The 17,733-nt window shown below is 36.1% G+C and carries 20 protein-coding genes; 13 read left to right on the plus strand and 7 right to left on the minus strand.

All coding sequences use genetic code 11. The annotated features are described in order from the left end of the window. The first annotated feature begins 18 nt into the window (after positions 1–18). The 5 genes from dnaX (at position 19) to FN817_RS02220 (ending at position 5,325) form a co-directional block, all read left to right on the plus strand. Positions 19–1,104 (plus strand): DNA polymerase III subunit gamma/tau, encoded by a 1,086-nt coding sequence (dnaX, locus tag FN817_RS02200; protein WP_047422659.1) that lies wholly within the window; start codon positions 19–21, stop codon positions 1,102–1,104. 38 nt (positions 1,105–1,142) lie between these two features. Beyond that, positions 1,143–1,718: a hypothetical protein gene (locus tag FN817_RS23350; protein WP_228451444.1), complete on the plus strand. Its 576-nt coding sequence runs from the start codon at positions 1,143–1,145 to the stop codon at positions 1,716–1,718. A gap of 401 nt (positions 1,719–2,119) precedes the next feature. Next, positions 2,120–3,202, plus strand: a complete 1,083-nt coding sequence (locus FN817_RS02210; protein ID WP_142716528.1) for a chorismate mutase — start codon at positions 2,120–2,122, stop codon at positions 3,200–3,202. Positions 3,203–3,391: 189 nt separating this feature from the next. Continuing rightward, positions 3,392–4,318 (plus strand): ribosome small subunit-dependent GTPase A, encoded by a 927-nt coding sequence (rsgA, locus tag FN817_RS02215; RefSeq protein ID WP_142716529.1) that lies wholly within the window; start codon positions 3,392–3,394, stop codon positions 4,316–4,318. A 590-nt stretch (positions 4,319–4,908) separates the two neighbouring features. Beyond that, positions 4,909–5,325, plus strand: coding sequence for a nucleoside-diphosphate kinase (locus FN817_RS02220; protein ID WP_034687444.1), 417 nt, complete (start codon positions 4,909–4,911; stop codon positions 5,323–5,325). Between the two features lie 73 nt (positions 5,326–5,398). Here FN817_RS02220 and FN817_RS02225 read toward each other — a convergent pair whose 3' ends face one another. Beyond that, positions 5,399–7,246 carry an alpha-L-fucosidase gene (locus tag FN817_RS02225; RefSeq protein ID WP_142716530.1) on the minus strand — a complete coding sequence of 616 codons (1,848 nt, stop codon included), beginning with the start codon at positions 7,244–7,246 and terminating at the stop codon, positions 5,399–5,401. Positions 7,247–7,471: 225 nt separating this feature from the next. Between FN817_RS02225 and chrA the strand changes: the two genes are divergently transcribed. Genes chrA through chrI form a run of 3 tightly spaced genes read left to right on the plus strand, consistent with a single transcriptional unit; the run spans position 7,472 to position 9,315 of the window. Next, positions 7,472–7,693, plus strand: coding sequence for an MNIO class RiPP chryseobasin precursor ChrA (gene chrA / locus FN817_RS02230; RefSeq protein WP_142716531.1), 222 nt, complete (start codon positions 7,472–7,474; stop codon positions 7,691–7,693). Between the two features lie 3 nt (positions 7,694–7,696). Then, positions 7,697–8,794 carry an MNIO family chryseobactin maturase gene (gene chrH / locus FN817_RS02235; protein WP_142716532.1) on the plus strand — a complete coding sequence of 366 codons (1,098 nt, stop codon included), beginning with the start codon at positions 7,697–7,699 and terminating at the stop codon, positions 8,792–8,794. A 35-nt stretch (positions 8,795–8,829) separates the two neighbouring features. Next, positions 8,830–9,315 carry a chryseobasin maturation helper ChrI gene (gene chrI, locus FN817_RS02240; RefSeq protein ID WP_228451445.1) on the plus strand — a complete coding sequence of 162 codons (486 nt, stop codon included), beginning with the start codon at positions 8,830–8,832 and terminating at the stop codon, positions 9,313–9,315. A gap of 215 nt (positions 9,316–9,530) precedes the next feature. Here chrI and rpe read toward each other — a convergent pair whose 3' ends face one another. Genes rpe through chrP form a run of 3 tightly spaced genes read right to left on the minus strand, consistent with a single transcriptional unit; the run spans position 9,531 to position 11,581 of the window. Continuing rightward, positions 9,531–10,181 (minus strand): ribulose-phosphate 3-epimerase, encoded by a 651-nt coding sequence (rpe, locus tag FN817_RS02245; protein ID WP_047375387.1) that lies wholly within the window; start codon positions 10,179–10,181, stop codon positions 9,531–9,533. A gap of 25 nt (positions 10,182–10,206) precedes the next feature. Beyond that, positions 10,207–10,506, minus strand: coding sequence for a hypothetical protein (locus FN817_RS02250; RefSeq protein ID WP_047422666.1), 300 nt, complete (start codon positions 10,504–10,506; stop codon positions 10,207–10,209). A gap of 1 nt (position 10,507) precedes the next feature. Continuing rightward, the gene (gene chrP, locus FN817_RS02255; protein ID WP_142716534.1) at positions 10,508–11,581 is read right to left on the minus strand and encodes a chryseobasin maturation metalloprotease ChrP; all 1,074 of its coding nucleotides are present in this window, start codon (positions 11,579–11,581) and stop codon (positions 10,508–10,510) included. A 51-nt stretch (positions 11,582–11,632) separates the two neighbouring features. Here chrP and FN817_RS02260 point away from each other — a divergent pair, with 51 nt between their 5' ends. Continuing rightward, a complete protein-coding gene (locus FN817_RS02260; protein WP_047422668.1) occupies positions 11,633–12,337 on the plus strand; it encodes a DUF4294 domain-containing protein in 705 nt (234 codons plus the stop codon). A 21-nt stretch (positions 12,338–12,358) separates the two neighbouring features. On the opposite strand, the gene FN817_RS02265 is transcribed toward FN817_RS02260, so the two are convergent. Then, positions 12,359–12,775 carry an NUDIX domain-containing protein gene (locus FN817_RS02265; protein ID WP_047384430.1) on the minus strand — a complete coding sequence of 139 codons (417 nt, stop codon included), beginning with the start codon at positions 12,773–12,775 and terminating at the stop codon, positions 12,359–12,361. Positions 12,776–12,975: 200 nt separating this feature from the next. Then, on the minus strand, positions 12,976–13,650 hold the full coding sequence (gene mnmD, locus FN817_RS02270) for a tRNA (5-methylaminomethyl-2-thiouridine)(34)-methyltransferase MnmD (RefSeq protein WP_142716535.1): 675 nt from the start codon (positions 13,648–13,650) through the stop codon (positions 12,976–12,978). An 85-nt stretch (positions 13,651–13,735) separates the two neighbouring features. Between mnmD and FN817_RS02275 the strand changes: the two genes are divergently transcribed. The 4 genes from FN817_RS02275 to FN817_RS02290 all read left to right on the plus strand — a co-directional run bounded on the left by FN817_RS02275 (position 13,736) and on the right by FN817_RS02290 (position 17,000). Further along, complete coding sequence (locus FN817_RS02275) at positions 13,736–14,806, plus strand: branched-chain amino acid aminotransferase (RefSeq protein WP_142716536.1); 1,071 nt, start codon at positions 13,736–13,738, stop codon at positions 14,804–14,806. A 202-nt stretch (positions 14,807–15,008) separates the two neighbouring features. Further along, entirely contained in the window at positions 15,009–15,521 is a 513-nt protein-coding gene (locus FN817_RS02280; protein WP_047422671.1) for an FKBP-type peptidyl-prolyl cis-trans isomerase, read from the plus strand. A gap of 81 nt (positions 15,522–15,602) precedes the next feature. Further along, positions 15,603–16,640: a peptidylprolyl isomerase gene (locus tag FN817_RS02285; protein ID WP_228451484.1), complete on the plus strand. Its 1,038-nt coding sequence runs from the start codon at positions 15,603–15,605 to the stop codon at positions 16,638–16,640. Positions 16,641–16,778: 138 nt separating this feature from the next. Then, positions 16,779–17,000 carry a hypothetical protein gene (locus FN817_RS02290; RefSeq protein WP_142716537.1) on the plus strand — a complete coding sequence of 74 codons (222 nt, stop codon included), beginning with the start codon at positions 16,779–16,781 and terminating at the stop codon, positions 16,998–17,000. Positions 17,001–17,206: 206 nt separating this feature from the next. Here the strand turns inward: FN817_RS02290 and FN817_RS02295 are convergent, their stop codons facing one another. Then, positions 17,207–17,440, minus strand: coding sequence for a hypothetical protein (locus tag FN817_RS02295; protein WP_142716538.1), 234 nt, complete (start codon positions 17,438–17,440; stop codon positions 17,207–17,209). Positions 17,441–17,733 lie beyond the last annotated feature (293 nt).

Raw genomic sequence — 17,733 nt, forward strand, 5'->3', positions numbered from 1 at the left:
ATTTCTTATTTTTGACCAATGGAAAATTTTATAGTATCTGCAAGAAAATATCGTCCTCAGGAGTTTGATACGGTTGTAGGGCAATCTCATATTACGGATACTTTAGAACATGCAATTGAAGAAAGCCAATTAGCTCAGGCATTGCTTTTTTGCGGACCTCGTGGTGTAGGTAAAACTACCTGTGCCCGAATTCTGGCAAGAAAGATCAATGAGAAGGATGGCTCGGTTTCAGAAGACGGCTTTGCTTATAATATCTATGAGCTGGATGCTGCATCCAATAACTCTGTAGATGATATCAGGGAACTGATAGATCAGGTAAGATTTGCACCTCAGGTCGGTAAATACAAAGTGTATATTATTGACGAGGTTCATATGCTGTCTTCTGCCGCTTTCAATGCTTTCCTTAAAACACTGGAAGAGCCGCCTGCCCATGCGATCTTTATTCTGGCAACCACGGAGAAACATAAAATTATCCCAACAATTTTATCCCGCTGCCAGATCTATGACTTCAAGAGAATTGTTATTGAAGACATTCAGAACCATCTCAAGAATATCGCCCAGAAGGAAAATATCCAGTACGAAGATGACGCATTGTACCTGATTGCTCAAAAAGCTGACGGTGCATTAAGAGATGCGCTTTCTATCTTCGACAGGCTTTCAACCTTTTCTCAGAAAAATATTACGCTGGCAAAAGCAGCCGAAGTATTGAATATTCTGGATTATGATCAATATCTCAATATCGTAGATCTCGCCAAGGAAAACAAAATTCCTGAAGTGCTTTTTGCATTCAATGAAATTGTAAAAAAAGGATTTGATCCCCACATATTCATTGCCGGATTAGGAAATCATTTCAGAGATCTGATGATGGCGCAGAATACTTCTACTATTGATCTCATTGAAGTGGGAGAGAAGACAAAATCTAAATTTATAGAACAGGGACAGAAGTGGGCCGCCCAGCAGCTGATTGATGGCATTGAAATCTGCAACCATGCAGATATTAATTATAAAAATTCCAAAAATCCAAGACTTACGGTTGAAATTGCATTAATGCAGCTGGCTTCACTGACAGCTAATTTAGGCGATACTAAAAAAAAAAGTTCCTGATTCTGGCTCCGTTTCTTAGTGAGAAGCAGGAGATAAAAATGCCGGAAAAAACTCCGGAGAAAAAAGAAGTTAAGACAGAACAACAGCCTGCAGTTTTAGAAAAAGCAGAGGTAGTTTCTGTAACTAAAACAACCAAACCATTATCCAGACCGGGAATCTCTTCCGGTTTCAGCATCAATTCTTTCCTGAATAAAGAAGATAAAGCAGAAGCAACAGAAGATGTTGTTGTGAAAACTGAAAACCTTCCTCAAAACCATTTTACAGATACAGATCTGCAGATGGAATGGAAAATTATGCTTAAACAGCTTCAGGTAAAAAATAACTTTGTATTTAACGCAGTAAAAACCTTCAAACTGGAGAAAGCTGAGGAAAATAAAATCAAAGTTTTATTCCCTTCAGATTCTGCCAAAGTTGAATTTGATAAAATAAGCGGAGAATTTTTTAATCATTTTAAAAGAAAAATTCAAAACCATATGATTGAGGTAGAATACGTCAGAGACGTTGAAAATCTGAAGATTGAGGTAGTGACCAAGAGAAAGCTGTTTGAAAAAATGATCGAAAAAAATCCACTTTTAAAAGATCTTGATGATTTAATGAAGTTTGATTTGACATAATTTTTATATATTTGTCAAATATTTCTGTTGAAAATATGTTTTCGACAAGAAAAAAATACAACCAGAAAGGCTAAAACAAACGCATTTCTAGAATAAAATGGAAAAATTGACTAACACATATCTGTCTTTTTTTGCACCCGCTAATTATTTTTTTAGCGGTTATTTTAGTTTTTCTGCTTCTTATTATAGAAATTTCAGAACGTATTACCGATTTTATTGGTACTGTTAACTGAATTTCTTTCCAAAAAATACAGGAGAAGTAGAGCCCTATTATTTTCCTGATTCCTTTAAACAATTTTTGAACGGCATTTTTTGAAAAGAATTATAAATTAAATTTTATAATCCAAAGGGCTATTGCTGTCAACGAAAAAATTATATAAAAAAACAATAAAATTTAGAATATGAATTTAAATGATTTGAAAAATGAGTGGATCGATGGGCTTACACAACCTCTAATGATCGCGGGACCATGTAGTGCGGAAAGTGAAGCTCAGATGCTTGAAACTGCAAGGAGAATTAAAGAATCCAATACCAATGTATCGGTTTTCCGTGCTGGAATCTGGAAGCCTCGTACCAAACCAAACGGTTTCGAAGGAGTAGGAGTGATCGGTTTGAACTGGCTAAAAAAAGTAAAAGAAGAGTATGGTTTCAAAACAGCTACCGAAGTTGCTAATGCACACCACGTATTTGCCGCTCTGGAAGCAGATGTGGATGTTCTTTGGATCGGAGCGCGTTCTACAGTGAATCCATTTACAGTACAGGAAATTGCAATGGCTTTAAGAGGTACAGATAAACCTGTATTCGTGAAAAATCCTGTGAATCCGGATCTTGCATTATGGATCGGAGCATTGGAAAGACTCTTAGGTCAGGATATTAAAAACCTGGGAGTAATCCACAGAGGATTTTCAACATACCAGAAAACAAAATACAGAAATAACCCGAACTGGCAGATTGCCCTTGACTTCAAGAGCCAGTTTCCCAATATTCCAATGCTGATTGACCCTTCACATATCTGCGGAAACAGAACAGGTCTTGCTGATATCACTCAGGAAGCTCTTAACGTAGGATACCAGGGAGCGATCATTGAATCACACTGCAATCCTGATGAAGCGTGGAGTGATGCTTCTCAGCAGATTACTCCGGAAGTTCTTGCAGACCTTATTGGTAATCTGAAAGTAAGAAGCTCTAATCTTGCGGGCTTTGAAGGAGAAATGGGTAGACACAGAACCTTAATCTCAGATCTTGACTTCCAGTTAATTGAACTTCTTTCTCAAAGAATGAAAATTTCTGAAAAAATCGGTAAGCTTAAAAAGGAGAATGATATTGCGATCTTCCAGCCTGAACGTTGGAAAGTAATCACTGAATACGCTACTCAAAAAGCAAAAGAAACAGGAATGTCTCAGGAATTTATTGAAAAAGTATTTAAAGCAATTCACGAAGAATCTATTGAAGTTCAGAATAGCATTATGATCGATAAGAGATAAATTACAGACAGCGGTAAAAAGATTAGGTTTTAAGAAAAGTAGATTTAATTCCTGAAATCGATTATCTGTTTACAGCAAAAAATATTAATTAGGGCTTAGACCTCAGGATGTAGAAAATAGAAACATGTGTTTTTAACCTATTTCCCGAATTCTAAGCCCTAATTCCTTATATTTGCACCAGTATTATCTATGAAAGGAAAAATCATTAAATCTACAGGCAGCTGGTACCAGGTTTTGGAATTGGAAACAAATAAAATTTTCGAGGCCAGAATCAGGGGGAAATTCAAATTAATAAAAACAAGGCTTACCAATCCACTTGCTGTAGGAGATTTTGTTGAGTTTCAACTGGAACAGGATGATATTGCCTGGATCACGAAAATTGAACCACGCACCAATTACCTGATCAGAAAATCTGTAAACCTTTCAAAAGAAGCCCATATCATTGCTTCCAATATTGATCTGGCCTGTTTTATCTTTACCTTAAAGCATCCTGAAACATCCTTGGGATTTCTGGACAGATTTCTGGCATGTTGTGAAGCCTATAATATTACACCATTGATTCTTTTTAATAAGATTGATGTTCTCCATGGAGAAGAAATAGAAATTGTAAAAGATATAGAGTTCCTTTACCAGGAAATTGGATATCAGACCCTGGAAATCTCTTCCTATTCAAGACTGAATCTTGATCAGCTGGAGGAAATCCTTAAAAATAAAACTTCAGTATTCTTCGGGCACTCAGGTTGTGGGAAATCAACTCTGGTAAATGCTTTACAGCCTGGATTGAATTTAAAAACATCCGAAATTTCAGATACCCATCTGAAAGGAAAACATACAACAACTTTTGCACAGATGCACTTCTGGGATTTTGGCGGAAATGTGATTGATACCCCTGGTGTCCGTGAATTTGCCATGATTGATATTGAAAAAGAAGAAGTACAGCATTACTTTCCTGAGATTTTCAAAAAGAGAGAAGAGTGCAAATTTCATAACTGCCTTCACGTGAATGAACCGAAATGTGCCGTTCTTGATGCCCTTGAAACAGGCGAAATACAGCATTCGCGCTATTCTACTTATATTAAATTGATGGATGAGGCGGAAGAAGCTTCTCAGAAATAGCCATATCAATTTCTATACTATTATAACTGCTACAGATTAGTTCGGACAATCTGTAAATATTCTATTGTTATCATGTCAGAATAATATTTCTTAGATATTATTTTTTAATGGTCAAAATTTCACATCTTTAGAAGTTTGCTGTTTTTCTATGATTTGTTTTCTGAATTTTTACGGAAAAAATATGCTTTTTAAATAACTCTACTTTTTGATGTGACAAATTTGGCAGATAACTCCACTTTTGGCATATTTTAGTTGACAGAAAAAATGATATTATGGAAAATCCGGTTATTCTATTAATTGAAGTAAAAGCAATAATATTACTAAATATGTCTTTTTATGGCCTTTAAAATTATTGAATTGATAAAAAATGGCTATTATTTTTGAAAATAAAAAACCCAGCCGAAGCTGGGTAAAAACTAATAACCATGAAAACTCAAATTAAACATGAGAATCGCAATAGAATAAACAATTACTGTGCCAAAGATTGGTTCATGATTTCTTAATAAAAGTTATTTTTATGTTAAAAAAAAATTAAAATAAAAATCAAAGATATTTTTTGTAATTTTGCGCCATTAAAAAAATATACATTTATGTCTAACATTACATTCACTATGATTAAGCCTGATGCGGTTGCTGACGGACATATCGGTGCTATATTGGGTAAGATTGCTGAAGGAGGTTTTAAAATCAAAGCTTTAAAATTAACTCAGCTTACAGTTGCTGATGCAAAAAAATTCTATGAAGTACATGCTGAAAGACCATTTTATGGGGAGTTGGTAGAATTCATGAGCTCTGGTCCTATCGTTGCAGCAGTTTTAGAAAAAGATAATGCAGTTGAAGACTTCAGAACATTAATCGGTGCTACTAATCCTGCAGAAGCAGCTGAAGGTACAATCAGAAAGATGTTTGCAAGAAGCATCGGAGAAAATGCAGTTCACGGTTCAGATTCTGACGAGAATGCATTAATCGAAGCTCAGTTCCATTTTTCAGGAAGAGAGATTTTCTAAGAAAATCATCTTACAAAATAAAAGATCCGGAGAATTTTCTCCGGATTTTGTTTTTTATGATCTTGGTATTCTATTAAAGATTGTTTTCAATGGCACCCACATTTTCTCTGTAGAGCTCAAGAGGTTTATTTAATAACACCGCAATGACAGTCATTTGCCTGTCAAGTTTTTCCTTTGGAATATCAATATAAATAATTCCCGGCCGTGCGCTCCAATACAGTTTGTTGTAAATGGTGTGTGAGAGCATCGTGCCTTCTCCTGCAACTCTGATTCTTGCAATCTCATTTTTTATTCCTTTAAGGGCAATAGGGCCTGTAGGTGTTCCTTCCACAAAAAGATAGAGTGTCTGTTTATCTTTTGATAATGCACTCATTCCTGAATAATGCCCATCCGGTAACCCTTTTTCAGTTTCATAAAGTGCTTCTGCATGTTTGCTTATCCATTGCAGGATTTCCTGATTGGTGTTGGGTGTTTTTTTGATTTTCATGTCAAGACCATCACTGGTTAACCCTGATGAAGTTGGGAGATTATGACCATTATATAGCATATTGGTGATATCATAGACTGCTTCCTGAGTATTTTTGTTTTCAAGTATTTTGAGAAGAGGATGCTCTTCTTTCTTAAAATCTTTCAGAAATACAGGGGGAGCATCAAAAGTAAGCTCGACAACGGTGACATCTTTGTCAAATTTTACATTGGAAAAATTCAATGTCAGTGTTTTTTCAGCATTGTAGTCTGTTTTGATGACAGCAGAAGGATCTCCGATAATCTTGGCCGAAGTAGGCTTTGTTTCCAGTCCATAAATCTTTGTGAAGTTTTTGGCTTCCTCCAGATAAAGAAATAAAGACTTTTTTGTGGTGGATAAAGAAGACTTCCCTTTATAATTTTCAAAAGGAATACCACGGATTGTTTCATAAATGGCATGCTTATTTTTGGAGGTCCAGCGGCCAAGATTTTTCAGAATTTCAATCTGCTCCTCGGGAATGGTGCCATCTGATCTGGGTCCGATATCAAGCAGAAGATTTCCTCCCATACTGATCACGTCTGCCAGAGTTCGGACAATCATATTAGGTGTTTTATAATTTTTATCGAAAGGCTGATATCCCCAGGAATCATTCATAGTATAACAAAGCTCCCAGTATGGATTTTGTGGCGGAATGACAGGAATTCCCTGTTCAGGAGTATCATAATCCCCATGAGTGTTGAGCCTTGAATTGATAATGATATTGGAATTGTATTTCTTAAGCAGATCCAGTGTCTGAGAAGCCTTCCATTCCTCGGAAGTATGTTCCCAATCTCCATCGAACCAAAGAAGGTCAGGCGAGTACAGAGAAGAAAGTTCATTAAGCTGACTTTGATAATAACTGATGAAATTCTGCCATCGTTTCGGGTCGTCTTTTATTTCGTAGCGTTTTTTTGTCCGGGTGTTGATATCATAATAAGGATGGCTCCAATCCGGCAAAGAGAAGTAGAGTCCTGTTTTTAATCCTGAATTTTTCAAAGCAGAAACAAAAGGACTTAAAACATCTTTTTTGGCCAATGCCTGTCCGGAAATAGTAATCGCCTTTTCAGCCTTAGAGTTCCACAATGAAACTCCGTCATGGTGTTTGGTTGTAATAACAGCATATTTAGCTCCGGATTCTTTAATAAGGTTTACCCATTGTTCCGGCTGGTATTTTGAAGCTGAAAAACCATTCAGCTGCTTCATGTAATTTTCGTGATTGATATAATTGTTGAAGAATGACCATGATTCGGAAATTCCATTCACCGAGTAGATTCCCCAATGAATAAAAATACCCAGTTTGGCATTTTTAAACCATTCCATTTTCTTGCTGTTGTCAACTGTTTGAACCTGTGCGTTGATATGATAAGCCGATAATGTCAACCCCAGGAAAACAGCTTTAATCAGACTGCTTTTCATATATAGTTTTATTTTATCATTAAATATAAATAAAGAAAACATTACCACAACAATTTCTCAATATTTACTCATAATTATTATCAGAACGTTTCCTTTATTATTGTATTTTTATGATTTAAACTAAAAACTATTTACATATCATTTTGAACTTACAATAAAAGTTTGAATAGATTGGATTAGATAAATGGAACGTTTATTGTAAATTTTATCTGAAAAAAAGCAATTATGAAAATTCCAGTAGTATTAATGGCGAGTTTATTGGCGGTAGGAGTTTCTGCACAAAGCACTAAACCTGAAGCTAAAACTAAAAAGCCTGTAAAAAAAGTAAAAAAAGCAACAGCACCCGACACTGTTGAAAAGAAAAAACCGGGAACTCCTAAACCCATCGTAAAAAAAGATACGCTTGTTCTTCGTGGCTATGGCTGCCCGGCTTGTGGAATGGGATAAAAGATGAAAAAACCACTGTTAGGAATATCAATTATGGCAGAAGCTGATTTTGTTTCTGCTGTTTTGCCATTGCTGCAGAACAACGCTGTTGATGTTCTTGAATGGTCCTTTGATACCCTTTACCATACCAATGAACCGGATTGGCTTCGTGATCTGCTGAATTTTTATGCTGAGAATGAGCGTTTGATAGGGCATGGAGTCTATTATTCGCTGTTTGATGCAAGGTGGACAGAAAGGCAGGAAGTATGGCTGCAAAAGCTAAAAGAAGAAGTCAGTTTACGGAAATATAATCACATCACGGAGCATTTTGGCTTCATGAATACTGAAAACTTTCACCAGGGAGTGCCATTGCCGGTATCTCTGCATCCCAAAACTTTACAGATAGGAAAAGACAGGCTGTACAGGCTTCAGGAGGCTGTGGATATTCCTGTAGGTATAGAAAATCTGGCTTTTTCATTTTCCGTAGATGATGTCACGGAACAAGGAGTGTTTCTGGATAAACTAACGGAAGATACCAATGGCTTTCTGATTCTTGATCTTCATAATATTTATTGTCAATCCTGTAATTTTGGAGTAGAAATGCAGGAAATAATTGATCTGTACCCTTTGGATAAGGTGAAAGAGATTCATCTTTCCGGAGGAAGCTGGCAGGAGAGTGTGTATGGAAAAAAGCAGGTGAGGAGGGATACCCATGATGATGTTATTCCTGAAGAGATTTTTTCTGTTTTACCCTCTGTTTTGGCAAAGTGTCAAAATCTGGAATACAGTATTATTGAAAGGCTGGGCCATACGCTGAAAACAGAAGAGGACAAAGAAAATTTTCTGAATGATTTCAATAAAGTTAAAGCAATAATTGAAGCTTCAGATGGGAAAAAGAAAGAAAAGAGCAGCTGGAACAAGTGGCAAATACAACTTCCGGAGAAGCCTTTAGAAGATCTGGCTTTATTTGAAGAACAGTCGAGGCTTACAAGGCTTCTTTTTGATGGGGCAGGAGCTGGGGTCATCAAAGATCAGGATTTTCATTATTTTAAAACAGAGAACTGGGATCCCGAAATGATTCTTACGGCCCAGAATATTATTAAAAAATGGAATCCTTATTAATTCTATCCTGATAACCAAAATCAAAATATATGAAAATGACAACATTAGTATTGATCATTACTGCTGTCCTCACTGCTCTGATAGGAGGACTTTTCTATGCTTATTCATGTTCTGTAGTTCTCGGACTGGGAAAGCTTTCTGATGGAGAATATCTGAAAGCGATGCAGAACATCAACCGGGAAATTCTGAACCCGGTTTTCTTCATGAGTTTTATGGGAACAGCGATTCTCCTTCCGGTATCTGCCTTTTTGTTCCGCGGACATCAGCCTGCTTTTATTTTTCTGCTTCTGGCGGCACTGGCTTATCTGATCGGGGTTTTTGGAGTGACGGTTGCCGGAAATGTTCCGATGAATGATGCACTGGATAAGTTTGATATCTCCGGTTCTGCAACAGAAGCGATCAGGCAGATGCGTGATAATTTTGAAAACAGGTGGAATTTTCTGAATAATATAAGAACGATCTTTTCTGTCATTTCCATCATTTTTGTAGTCTGTGCCTGTGTCTGGAGCAGGGAAGTTTGAAAGGACCTGAATAAGTAAAAGTACGTAAAGACAGATTCAGTATTTCTACGGATGTATACCTATGGTTTTATTCAGATATTTGTAATGTTAGCAAGACAAAACAGCGTTTTAACATTCAAAATGTTGAAAAAAAATTTATAACCAGGAAGACTTCATTTCAAACAAGAGAAAAGGCAGCCATTGGCTGCCTTTTGTTTTTATGATAAAGATAATTATTAAATCTTTAGAAGCTCAATCGTTCTTTCAGGGCTTTCTGCCGAGAAAACAGCATTCCCTGCAACAAGAACATCAGCTCCGGCTTCAAAAAGCTTAGAAGCATTGTCAAGATTCACCCCACCGTCAATTTCGATAAGTGCTGTAGAGTTGTTGCTTAAGATCAGGTCCTTAGTTTCAGCAATCTTTTTGTAAGTGTTTTCAATGAATTTCTGACCTCCAAATCCTGGGTTTACACTCATTAACAATACCAGATCCACGTCTGCAATGATGTCTTCAAGCATTAATACCGGGGTGGAAGGGTTTAAAACAACTCCCGCTTTAACTCCTTTACTCTGAATGTGGTGAATGGTTCTGTGAAGATGAGTACAAGCCTCGTAATGAACAGAAATAAGGTCTGCACCATGATTGATGAATTCATCAACATATTTCTCAGGCTCCACAATCATAAGGTGAACATCTACAAATTTTTTGGCATGCTGCTGAACAGTTTTCATTACCGGAAAACCAAATGAAATGTTGGGTACAAATCTGCCGTCCATCACATCAATGTGAAACCAGTCGGCCTGAGAGTTGTTCAGCATTTCAATATCTCTTTGCAGGTTCCCAAAGTCTGCTGATAAAAGGGATGGAGCAATAAGCTTCGTTTTCATTTTTACTTTTTATACTTTTACTTTATTATCCTATTGAAAATGAACGGTCATGGGTAAAATAATAATAGGTAAGATATCCTGTTATTACAATCACTTCTATGACAGATAACTTTTTATTGTTGATATTTCTGATTAAAAACCTGTCAATAACTAAAAATCCAAATAGAATTAACATGAAAATTATTTCTATTGTGATTCCTAAACTTCCACTTGGATGAAGTGTAAATAATTGATAAACAATTAATGGAATTCCAAGCCCTGTCAATATAATAAATACAATAGAGATGAAAGTTGGCTTTTTAATTAAACCAGAAATTAAGTTCATTTTAATGATATTTCAGTTTCATTTCCGGTTTAATCTTAAGAACTGTTTCATAGATTAGCTTGATAACATTAGCCACATCTTCCTTAGCCACCATTTCTACCGTAGTATGCATATAACGCAAAGGTAAGGAAATTAAAGCACTTGGTACCCCGCCGTTGGAATGGGCAAAAGCATCTGTATCAGTTCCTGTGGCTCTGCTTGCGGCAGCTCTTTGGAAAGGAATTTTTTTAACTTTTGCTGTGTCAATAATCAATTCCCTGATTGTATGGTGAACGCTTGGAGCAAAGAATACTACCGGACCTGCACCACATTTCTGATCTCCTTCTTTTTTCTTTTCAATCATTGGAGTGGTAGTATCGTGGGTAACATCTGTTACAATGGCAATATTCGGTTTGATAGTATCAGCAATCATATCAGCACCATATAAACCCACTTCTTCCTGTACGGAATTGGTAATATAAAGCCCGAATGGAATTGATTTTTTATTTTCTTTTAAAAGTCTTGCTACTTCAGCAATCATGAATCCGCCAATTCTGTTGTCCAGCGCTCTGCAGACAAAATACCTGTCGTTCATTTCGAAGAATTCGTCCGGGTAAGTAATCATACATCCTACAAAGATTCCCATTTCCTCCACTTCTTTTTTGGAAGTAGCGCCACAGTCGATAAAGATGTTTTCGATTTTCGGGGTAGGCTCATTCTGATTCGTTCTCGTGTGAATAGCCGGCCATCCGAATACTCCTTTTACAATCCCGTTTTCTCCGTGGATATGTACAACTTTTGAAGGAGCGATCGTTTGATCAGAGCCTCCGTTTCTGATCACATAGATTAATCCGTCGTCCGTAATATAATTGACGTACCATGAAATTTCATCAGCATGTGCTTCAATCACTACTTTAAATTCAGCTTCCGGATTAATAATTCCATAGCAGGTTCCATAATGATCTACTTCTATTTTATCAACATAGGGTCTAATATAGTCCATCCAGACTTCTTGTCCTTTATGTTCGTAACCTGTTGGAGATGATGTATTTAAATATTTCTCTAAAAATTTCAAAGATTTCTTTTCAAATTTCATAAAAAGGAATGATTTTTGCGTTTAATTTACGTTCTTATAAGTGTAAAAATAATGAATTTTAGTAAGATTATCTGCCTTTTTATTTTCTTTTTTGGAGTCAGTGTTTTTGGCCAAAAGGATGGTGTAGTGGCAAAACCACTCAATCAATATCCGGCTGAATCCTTGAAGACAGATGAATTTGGAAATAAATATTATTATGACGAGCAGCAAAAAGTCAAGATTTACGAAATCAATGGCGAACCTGTAGTTGTATTAGACGAATTGGTTTTGGTTAATAAACCGAGGTTTAATAACCAGCTGGATAAAAATTACTACTATTTTCTGAATAAAAAGCTGTACAGAGTATATCCGTTATTTGTTACTGCATTACAACAGTACAGAGATATCCAGAAAGATATGAATGATATGGATAGCAAGGCTAAAAGAAAATTTGTAAGAGAACGACAGAATATGCTGGCAGATCAGTATGAAAAGCAACTGAGAGATCTTACTACTACCGAAGGACAGGTCTTTGCAAAGCTGATGAACAGGGCTACCGGGAAAAATGTTTATGAAATCATTAAAGAACTGAGAGGCGGATGGAGTGCTTTCTGGTGGAATGTAAAAGGAAAAATGGCCGATATTGATCTGAAAGAACAATACGATCCACACAAAAACAGAACTGATGAATTTGTAGAGTCATTACTTCAGTCCAACTGGAATTCAGGATATCTGCAGCCTTATCCGGGAGCAAGCGATTTTAAAGTCAAGAAATAATATAAATTCCTGTAAGAATACTTACAGGAATTTTTCTTTTAATTTATCAAATACAATTTTATCTATCGGAAGAGGGAAAGGATTGTCTGGTCTGTCGATATCAATCCATTCTGTTTTTTCAATGCAGGGATCCATAATAATAAAATCTTCTTCATTCACTATATCCACTATATAATATATGGTAAGAAGCTGCTCGTTTTCTTTGAAGCGGGAAACCAGAAAGTTTTCCTGAGTATAAAAATGTTCCAGGACATTGATCTGTACATTCAGTTCTTCATCAAACTCGCGATGCAGGCATTCCAGTACTCCTTCACCATATTCCAATCCGCCACCCGGAAATTTCATTAAAGGTTCGCCGGCATATTCTTCAAATAAAGTCAGAACTTGTTTATCTTTTACTGCACACGCATACACTCTAATGTTGATCTTATCTATCATATATATAATGTATAATATTTGTATAGCTAATGTAAGAAATTTTGTTGAAAAAAGCTGGAAGTTGGAAGTGCGAAGCTGGAAGTTTAATACTATCTGTTTTTAATAATATTGAATCAACGTATCTTTATATATTAGTTATTATTTTAAAATAAAAAATCAATATTAATAAAACAGTCGGTTGTAAACCTCCAACTTCCATCCTATAATTTGATAGCATTAATCATCTCCCTCTTTCCAGGAGGTCCCTGTTTTTTTTCTACCTGGAAATTCAGTTCCTGAAGAATTCTTCTTACGCTGCCTTTAGAAGAGTAGGTAGTTAATAATCCGTTAATGGCCATTTTGTCAGAAACCAGTTCAAATAATGGCTTTTCCCAAAGATCAGGCTGTACTCTGGCACCGAAACAATCGAAATAAACCAGATTGATTTTAGGCAAATCAATGTCTTTTAGGTCAAAAAAATCACATTCTATCTTTTTAAGGTTGAATCCACTAATGATTTCTACTGACTTTTCCCAATCTGCCAGATGAATTTTCTGATAAATATTTTTAAACTCAGGGTTGTCAAAATGTTCAAAGTAAGCCAAATCCTTAACTTCGGATTCATTTATGGGGTATTTTTCAAGCGAAAAATAGTTGATGACATGATTTTTGTCAGTTTTTAAATATTCATTAATTGTCATCAAAACATTCAAACCTGTTCCAAAACCGAGTTCTAGAATATTAATTTCGCAATCATTTATCAAATTTAGTCCATTTTTAATAAACACATGTTCGGCCTCCTGAAGTGCCCCGTGATGAGAATGGTAGTTTTCATTTAACTCACTGATAAACAATGTTTTACTTCCGTCGTTTGTGGTCTTAATCTCTCTTTTCAAGCTATTTTTTTGTCAAATTTACTGTAAAATTTTTATATTTAGAAAATTATGTTAAATTTGTAGAACATCGTAAAAATTTTAAAAAATGATAATTCAAAAAACTGAAAACTCCAGAATTTCTACATTTGACCCTAACGATTTTTCATTTGGTGGTACTTTCATAGATCATATGATTATATGTGAGTATGAAGATGGGAAATGGGGTGATGTAAAATTAGTTCCTTACGGTCCGATTCCATTTACACCTGCCATGATGGGAGTAAACTATGGACAAGCTTGTTTTGAAGGTATGAAAGCCTATAAAGACAAAGACGGGCAGGTTTTCCTTTTCAGGCCTGAAAAGAATTTTGAACGTATCAATAAGTCGGCAAAGCGTCTTGCTATGCCTGAGGTAACTGAAGAAATGTTTTTAGACGGATTAAAAGCGTTGGTAGATATGGATAGAGAGTGGATTCCACAGGGGGAAGGAATGTCTCTTTATATCAGACCATTGATTTTTGCTACGGAGGAAGCTTTGAAAGCAAGAGTATCTAATAAATATATGTTTGCTATTGTTGCAACACCAGCGAAGAGCTATTATTCTGAGCCGGTATCTGTAAAAATCTCTGACCACTATTCAAGAGCTGCAAACGGAGGAGTAGGTTCTGCAAAAGCTGCAGGTAACTACGCTGCTTCTTTCTATCCTACGCAATTGGCGATCGAAGAAGGATATGAGCAAATCATCTGGACGGATGATGCTACTCACGAATATTTCGAAGAAAGTGGTACAATGAACGTATTTGTAAGAATCAACGATACCATCTATACACCTCCAACGTCTGAGAAAATCCTTGATGGAGTAACAAGAGACAGCTTCATTCAGTTAGCTAAGAAAAGAGGAATCGAAGTGAAAGTAGAACCAATTCCTGTGAAAACAGTTATTGAAGCGTTGAAGAACGGTTCTCTTAAAGAAGTGTGGGGAGTAGGTACAGCAGTAGTAACCACTCAGTTCCAGGCTTTAGGATATGAAGGTGAAAAACTTGAGCTTCCAAGATTATCTGACGAAGAAAGCTTCGCCGCTATTCTTAAGAAAGACTTGGTAGACCTGCAGACTAATCTTTCTGAAGATCCTTTCGGATGGAGAGTTGTGGTAGATCACGCTTTGGAAACAGTTTAATATTTTTAAATAAACTATATAAAAGTCGGGGTTTTCCCGGCTTTTTTGTATTTATGTAGTCGTAAAATGTATGAATGGCTTTTAATTCGGGGATTCAACCAGTTGCCTTGTTTTATTAATAGATTGATACATTTTTACATTCACATATTTCTGGGTCAAGTTTTGTAATTGATTCGCGAAATGTGTATTTTCGCAAAAGTTTATGAAAAAAATACTCTTCATATCAGCCATAAGCCTGTTGAGCTGCAACAGAAATACACAGACGGCCCATCCTCCGGTAGGCGGTGTTTTAAGCCAAAAAGATCTGGATGTTTCTAAAAACAGGATGAAAAATCTGAATACCATAGAAAGAGGCCAGATTCAGGATTGGATCAATGGCCAGTCTGTGAAATTCTATCCTACGCAGCTTAATTACTGGGTAACGGCGGAAGGCTATGATCAGAGAGAAAGAAGAAAAGATGAAACTTTGATTTCTTATTCTTATGATCTGTATGATTTTGATCAGACTAAAATCTACGACCAGTCTTTTGAAAGAAGAGATGCCAGATTCGGGCACTTTGATGAACTGAGGGCAGTGGAAAACGCTTTGCGTTTTATACAGGATGGAGAGGAAGTAACGCTTTTGGTGCCGTCTTCTTTGGCTTACGGAACTTTTGGAGACGAAAAGAAAATAGATAACGACATTCCATTAATCATAAAATTAAAAGCTCTATAATACATGAAATTGTTTAACAAGAATATAATTCTGGCAGCGGCAAGTATCTCGCTGATGAGTTGTACCCCAATTTATAAAAAAATGAACGTAGACAAAGAAACTTACGAAGGTCTTAATGACGGGCTTTATGCCAATCTTCAAACCACAAAAGGTAATTTGATTGTAAAGTTTGAAGACAAGAAAGCACCAGTAACTGTAGCCAACTTTATTGGTCTTGCAGAAGGGAAAATCGACAACAAAGCTAAGGCTAAGGGAGTTCCTTATTATGACGGAACTATTTTCCACAGAGTAATCAAAGATTTCATGATCCAGGGTGGAGATCCTAAGGGAACTGGAGCAGGTGATCCTGGATATAAATTCGAGGACGAAAGAAACGACCTTAAACATACAGGAAAAGGTATTCTTTCTATGGCGAACTCAGGACCTAATACAAACGGTTCTCAGTTTTTCATTACTGAAGTTGCTACACCTTGGTTAGATGGAAAACACACCATCTTCGGAAAAGTAGTAAAAGGTAACGACGTAATTGATGCTATTGCTAACGTTGAAAAAGGAGCTCAGGATAAACCTAAAACAGATATCGTTTTAGAGAAAGTTTCTGTTTTCAGTAAGGGTGATGAGTACAAGCACTACGATGCAGCTAAAACTTTCAGCGAAGGAAAAGCAAAGATCGCAGAAAACAATAAGGCTTTTTTAGCTAAAGAAGAAGCTGAAAAGAAGAAAAGAGAAGAAGAATTCAAAGCTAACCAGGAGAAATTAGTTGAAAACCTAAAAGCTGGTATGCAAAAAACTGAATCAGGTCTTTACTATAAAATCACAAAAACAGCTGACGGTAAAGCTCCAAAAGCGGGTGATAATGTATCTGTACACTATGCAGGTAAATTAGTAGACGGAACTGAGTTTGATTCTTCATTCAAAAGAAATGAACCGATCGAAATTCCAATCGGAATGGGAAGAGTAATCAAAGGATGGGATGAAGGTATCCTGTTATTGAAAGAAGGTGAAACTGCTACATTATTGATTCCGCCGGCAATGGCTTACGGAGAAAGAGGAGCAGGAGGAGTGATCCCGCCAAACTCTTGGTTAGTTTTCGATGTTGAGCTTGTAAAAGTAAAATAATTGAATCTTTTTAAGATATGAAAACCGTTCCGGAAGGGACGGTTTTTTGTTTATATAAAATACCGTATAAATACGGATTTCGGCAAAGATCAATTACTTCTATCTTTACCCGACACTTATAAGAAACAAAATAAAAATATGTTTGATCTGAATTACGACCTCATAAAAAAAGAAATTGAGTCAGAAATCTGTGAAGAACACGGTCTGCATCCGGAATTGATTAAAACAGATGAAGGCTTCGGAATAAAAGCCTGTTGTGAACCTTTCCGAGAAAAGATGGTTGAGAAATCCGGACACATGATTGAAGAAGAAACCAAAAAGATCCTTGATGAAATGATGAAGGATCTCTTTAAAGAATAAGTTTTTACGATGTTAAGATAACTTTGTTATCGCGAGCTGCTCCGGAGGGGGTGGCTTTTTTGTTGAAAAGATTGTATTTATAAGGATCATTAATTATAAAATAAGTTTTATGAGTTTTAATAAAAGTATAACTTAAAACTATACAAATAAAAAAACCGCCCCAAACAGGACGGTTTTTTCAGTAAAAATTAATTGAAAGTTATATTTTAATATCTTTTCTTCATACCTGTTCCGGCTAAAGAACTGATGAATACAAGGCCGAAGCCGATATAAGCGGCAAATGCCGTCAGATATATAATTAAGCTGTTAAAGCTTGGTTTTAAGGCGTATACCAATACAGAAAATGCAGCAAAACTTAGTACCAGCAATAGGCTCCATATATTCAACTTTGCAGCATCTTCATTTCTCTTAAAAATCATTTCAAAAAAATCTCTCATCATTACTAACATTTTAAGGGTTATACAATTAATTAAAAAATAAAGGCGTACTCATCGCGGTAAAAAGAATAAATTCCTTTACTGGGCTAAGGTTCGTGATGACTTTGCCAATTATTTATATCGTAATACCGGGCTAAAAGTCCGGGATATTTTTGTTTTTTTTTGAATCAATAAATGATTCTGGTTATTGATGATACCAGTGAGATACGGGGTGCAAAATTGCTGTGAAAAACTAACGGGGGTTAATTAATCACGAACCCGTATCTGGTACGGCATCGTAGAAAAAAAAGGATTCA

The sequence above is a fragment of the Chryseobacterium rhizoplanae genome (genome assembly GCF_900182655.1).
GTDB lineage: Bacteria > Bacteroidota > Bacteroidia > Flavobacteriales > Weeksellaceae > Chryseobacterium > Chryseobacterium rhizoplanae.

Bases quoted from the DNA above. Each gene is read 5' to 3' on its own strand.
- FN817_RS02220 (WP_034687444.1), top strand. From the start codon at position 4,909: ATGTCTAACATTACATTCACTATGATTAAGCCTGATGCGGTTGCTGAC.
- rsgA (WP_142716529.1), top strand. From the start codon at position 3,392: ATGAAAGGAAAAATCATTAAATCTACAGGCAGCTGGTACCAGGTTTTG.
- FN817_RS02280 (WP_047422671.1), top strand. From the start codon at position 15,009: ATGAAAAAAATACTCTTCATATCAGCCATAAGCCTGTTGAGCTGCAAC.
- FN817_RS02275 (WP_142716536.1), top strand. From the start codon at position 13,736: ATGATAATTCAAAAAACTGAAAACTCCAGAATTTCTACATTTGACCCT.
- FN817_RS02250 (WP_047422666.1), bottom strand. From the start codon at position 10,506: ATGAACTTAATTTCTGGTTTAATTAAAAAGCCAACTTTCATCTCTATT.
- chrA (WP_142716531.1), top strand. From the start codon at position 7,472: ATGAAAATTCCAGTAGTATTAATGGCGAGTTTATTGGCGGTAGGAGTT.
- FN817_RS02260 (WP_047422668.1), top strand. From the start codon at position 11,633: ATGAATTTTAGTAAGATTATCTGCCTTTTTATTTTCTTTTTTGGAGTC.
- FN817_RS02265 (WP_047384430.1), bottom strand. From the start codon at position 12,775: ATGATAGATAAGATCAACATTAGAGTGTATGCGTGTGCAGTAAAAGAT.
- FN817_RS02225 (WP_142716530.1), bottom strand. From the start codon at position 7,246: ATGAAAAGCAGTCTGATTAAAGCTGTTTTCCTGGGGTTGACATTATCG.
- FN817_RS02285 (WP_228451484.1), top strand. From the start codon at position 15,603: ATGAACGTAGACAAAGAAACTTACGAAGGTCTTAATGACGGGCTTTAT.
- FN817_RS23350 (WP_228451444.1), top strand. From the start codon at position 1,143: ATGCCGGAAAAAACTCCGGAGAAAAAAGAAGTTAAGACAGAACAACAG.
- FN817_RS02290 (WP_142716537.1), top strand. From the start codon at position 16,779: ATGTTTGATCTGAATTACGACCTCATAAAAAAAGAAATTGAGTCAGAA.
- dnaX (WP_047422659.1), top strand. From the start codon at position 19: ATGGAAAATTTTATAGTATCTGCAAGAAAATATCGTCCTCAGGAGTTT.
- chrP (WP_142716534.1), bottom strand. From the start codon at position 11,581: ATGAAATTTGAAAAGAAATCTTTGAAATTTTTAGAGAAATATTTAAAT.
- chrH (WP_142716532.1), top strand. From the start codon at position 7,697: ATGAAAAAACCACTGTTAGGAATATCAATTATGGCAGAAGCTGATTTT.
- chrI (WP_228451445.1), top strand. From the start codon at position 8,830: ATGACAACATTAGTATTGATCATTACTGCTGTCCTCACTGCTCTGATA.
- FN817_RS02210 (WP_142716528.1), top strand. From the start codon at position 2,120: ATGAATTTAAATGATTTGAAAAATGAGTGGATCGATGGGCTTACACAA.
- rpe (WP_047375387.1), bottom strand. From the start codon at position 10,181: ATGAAAACGAAGCTTATTGCTCCATCCCTTTTATCAGCAGACTTTGGG.
- FN817_RS02295 (WP_142716538.1), bottom strand. From the start codon at position 17,440: ATGATGAGAGATTTTTTTGAAATGATTTTTAAGAGAAATGAAGATGCT.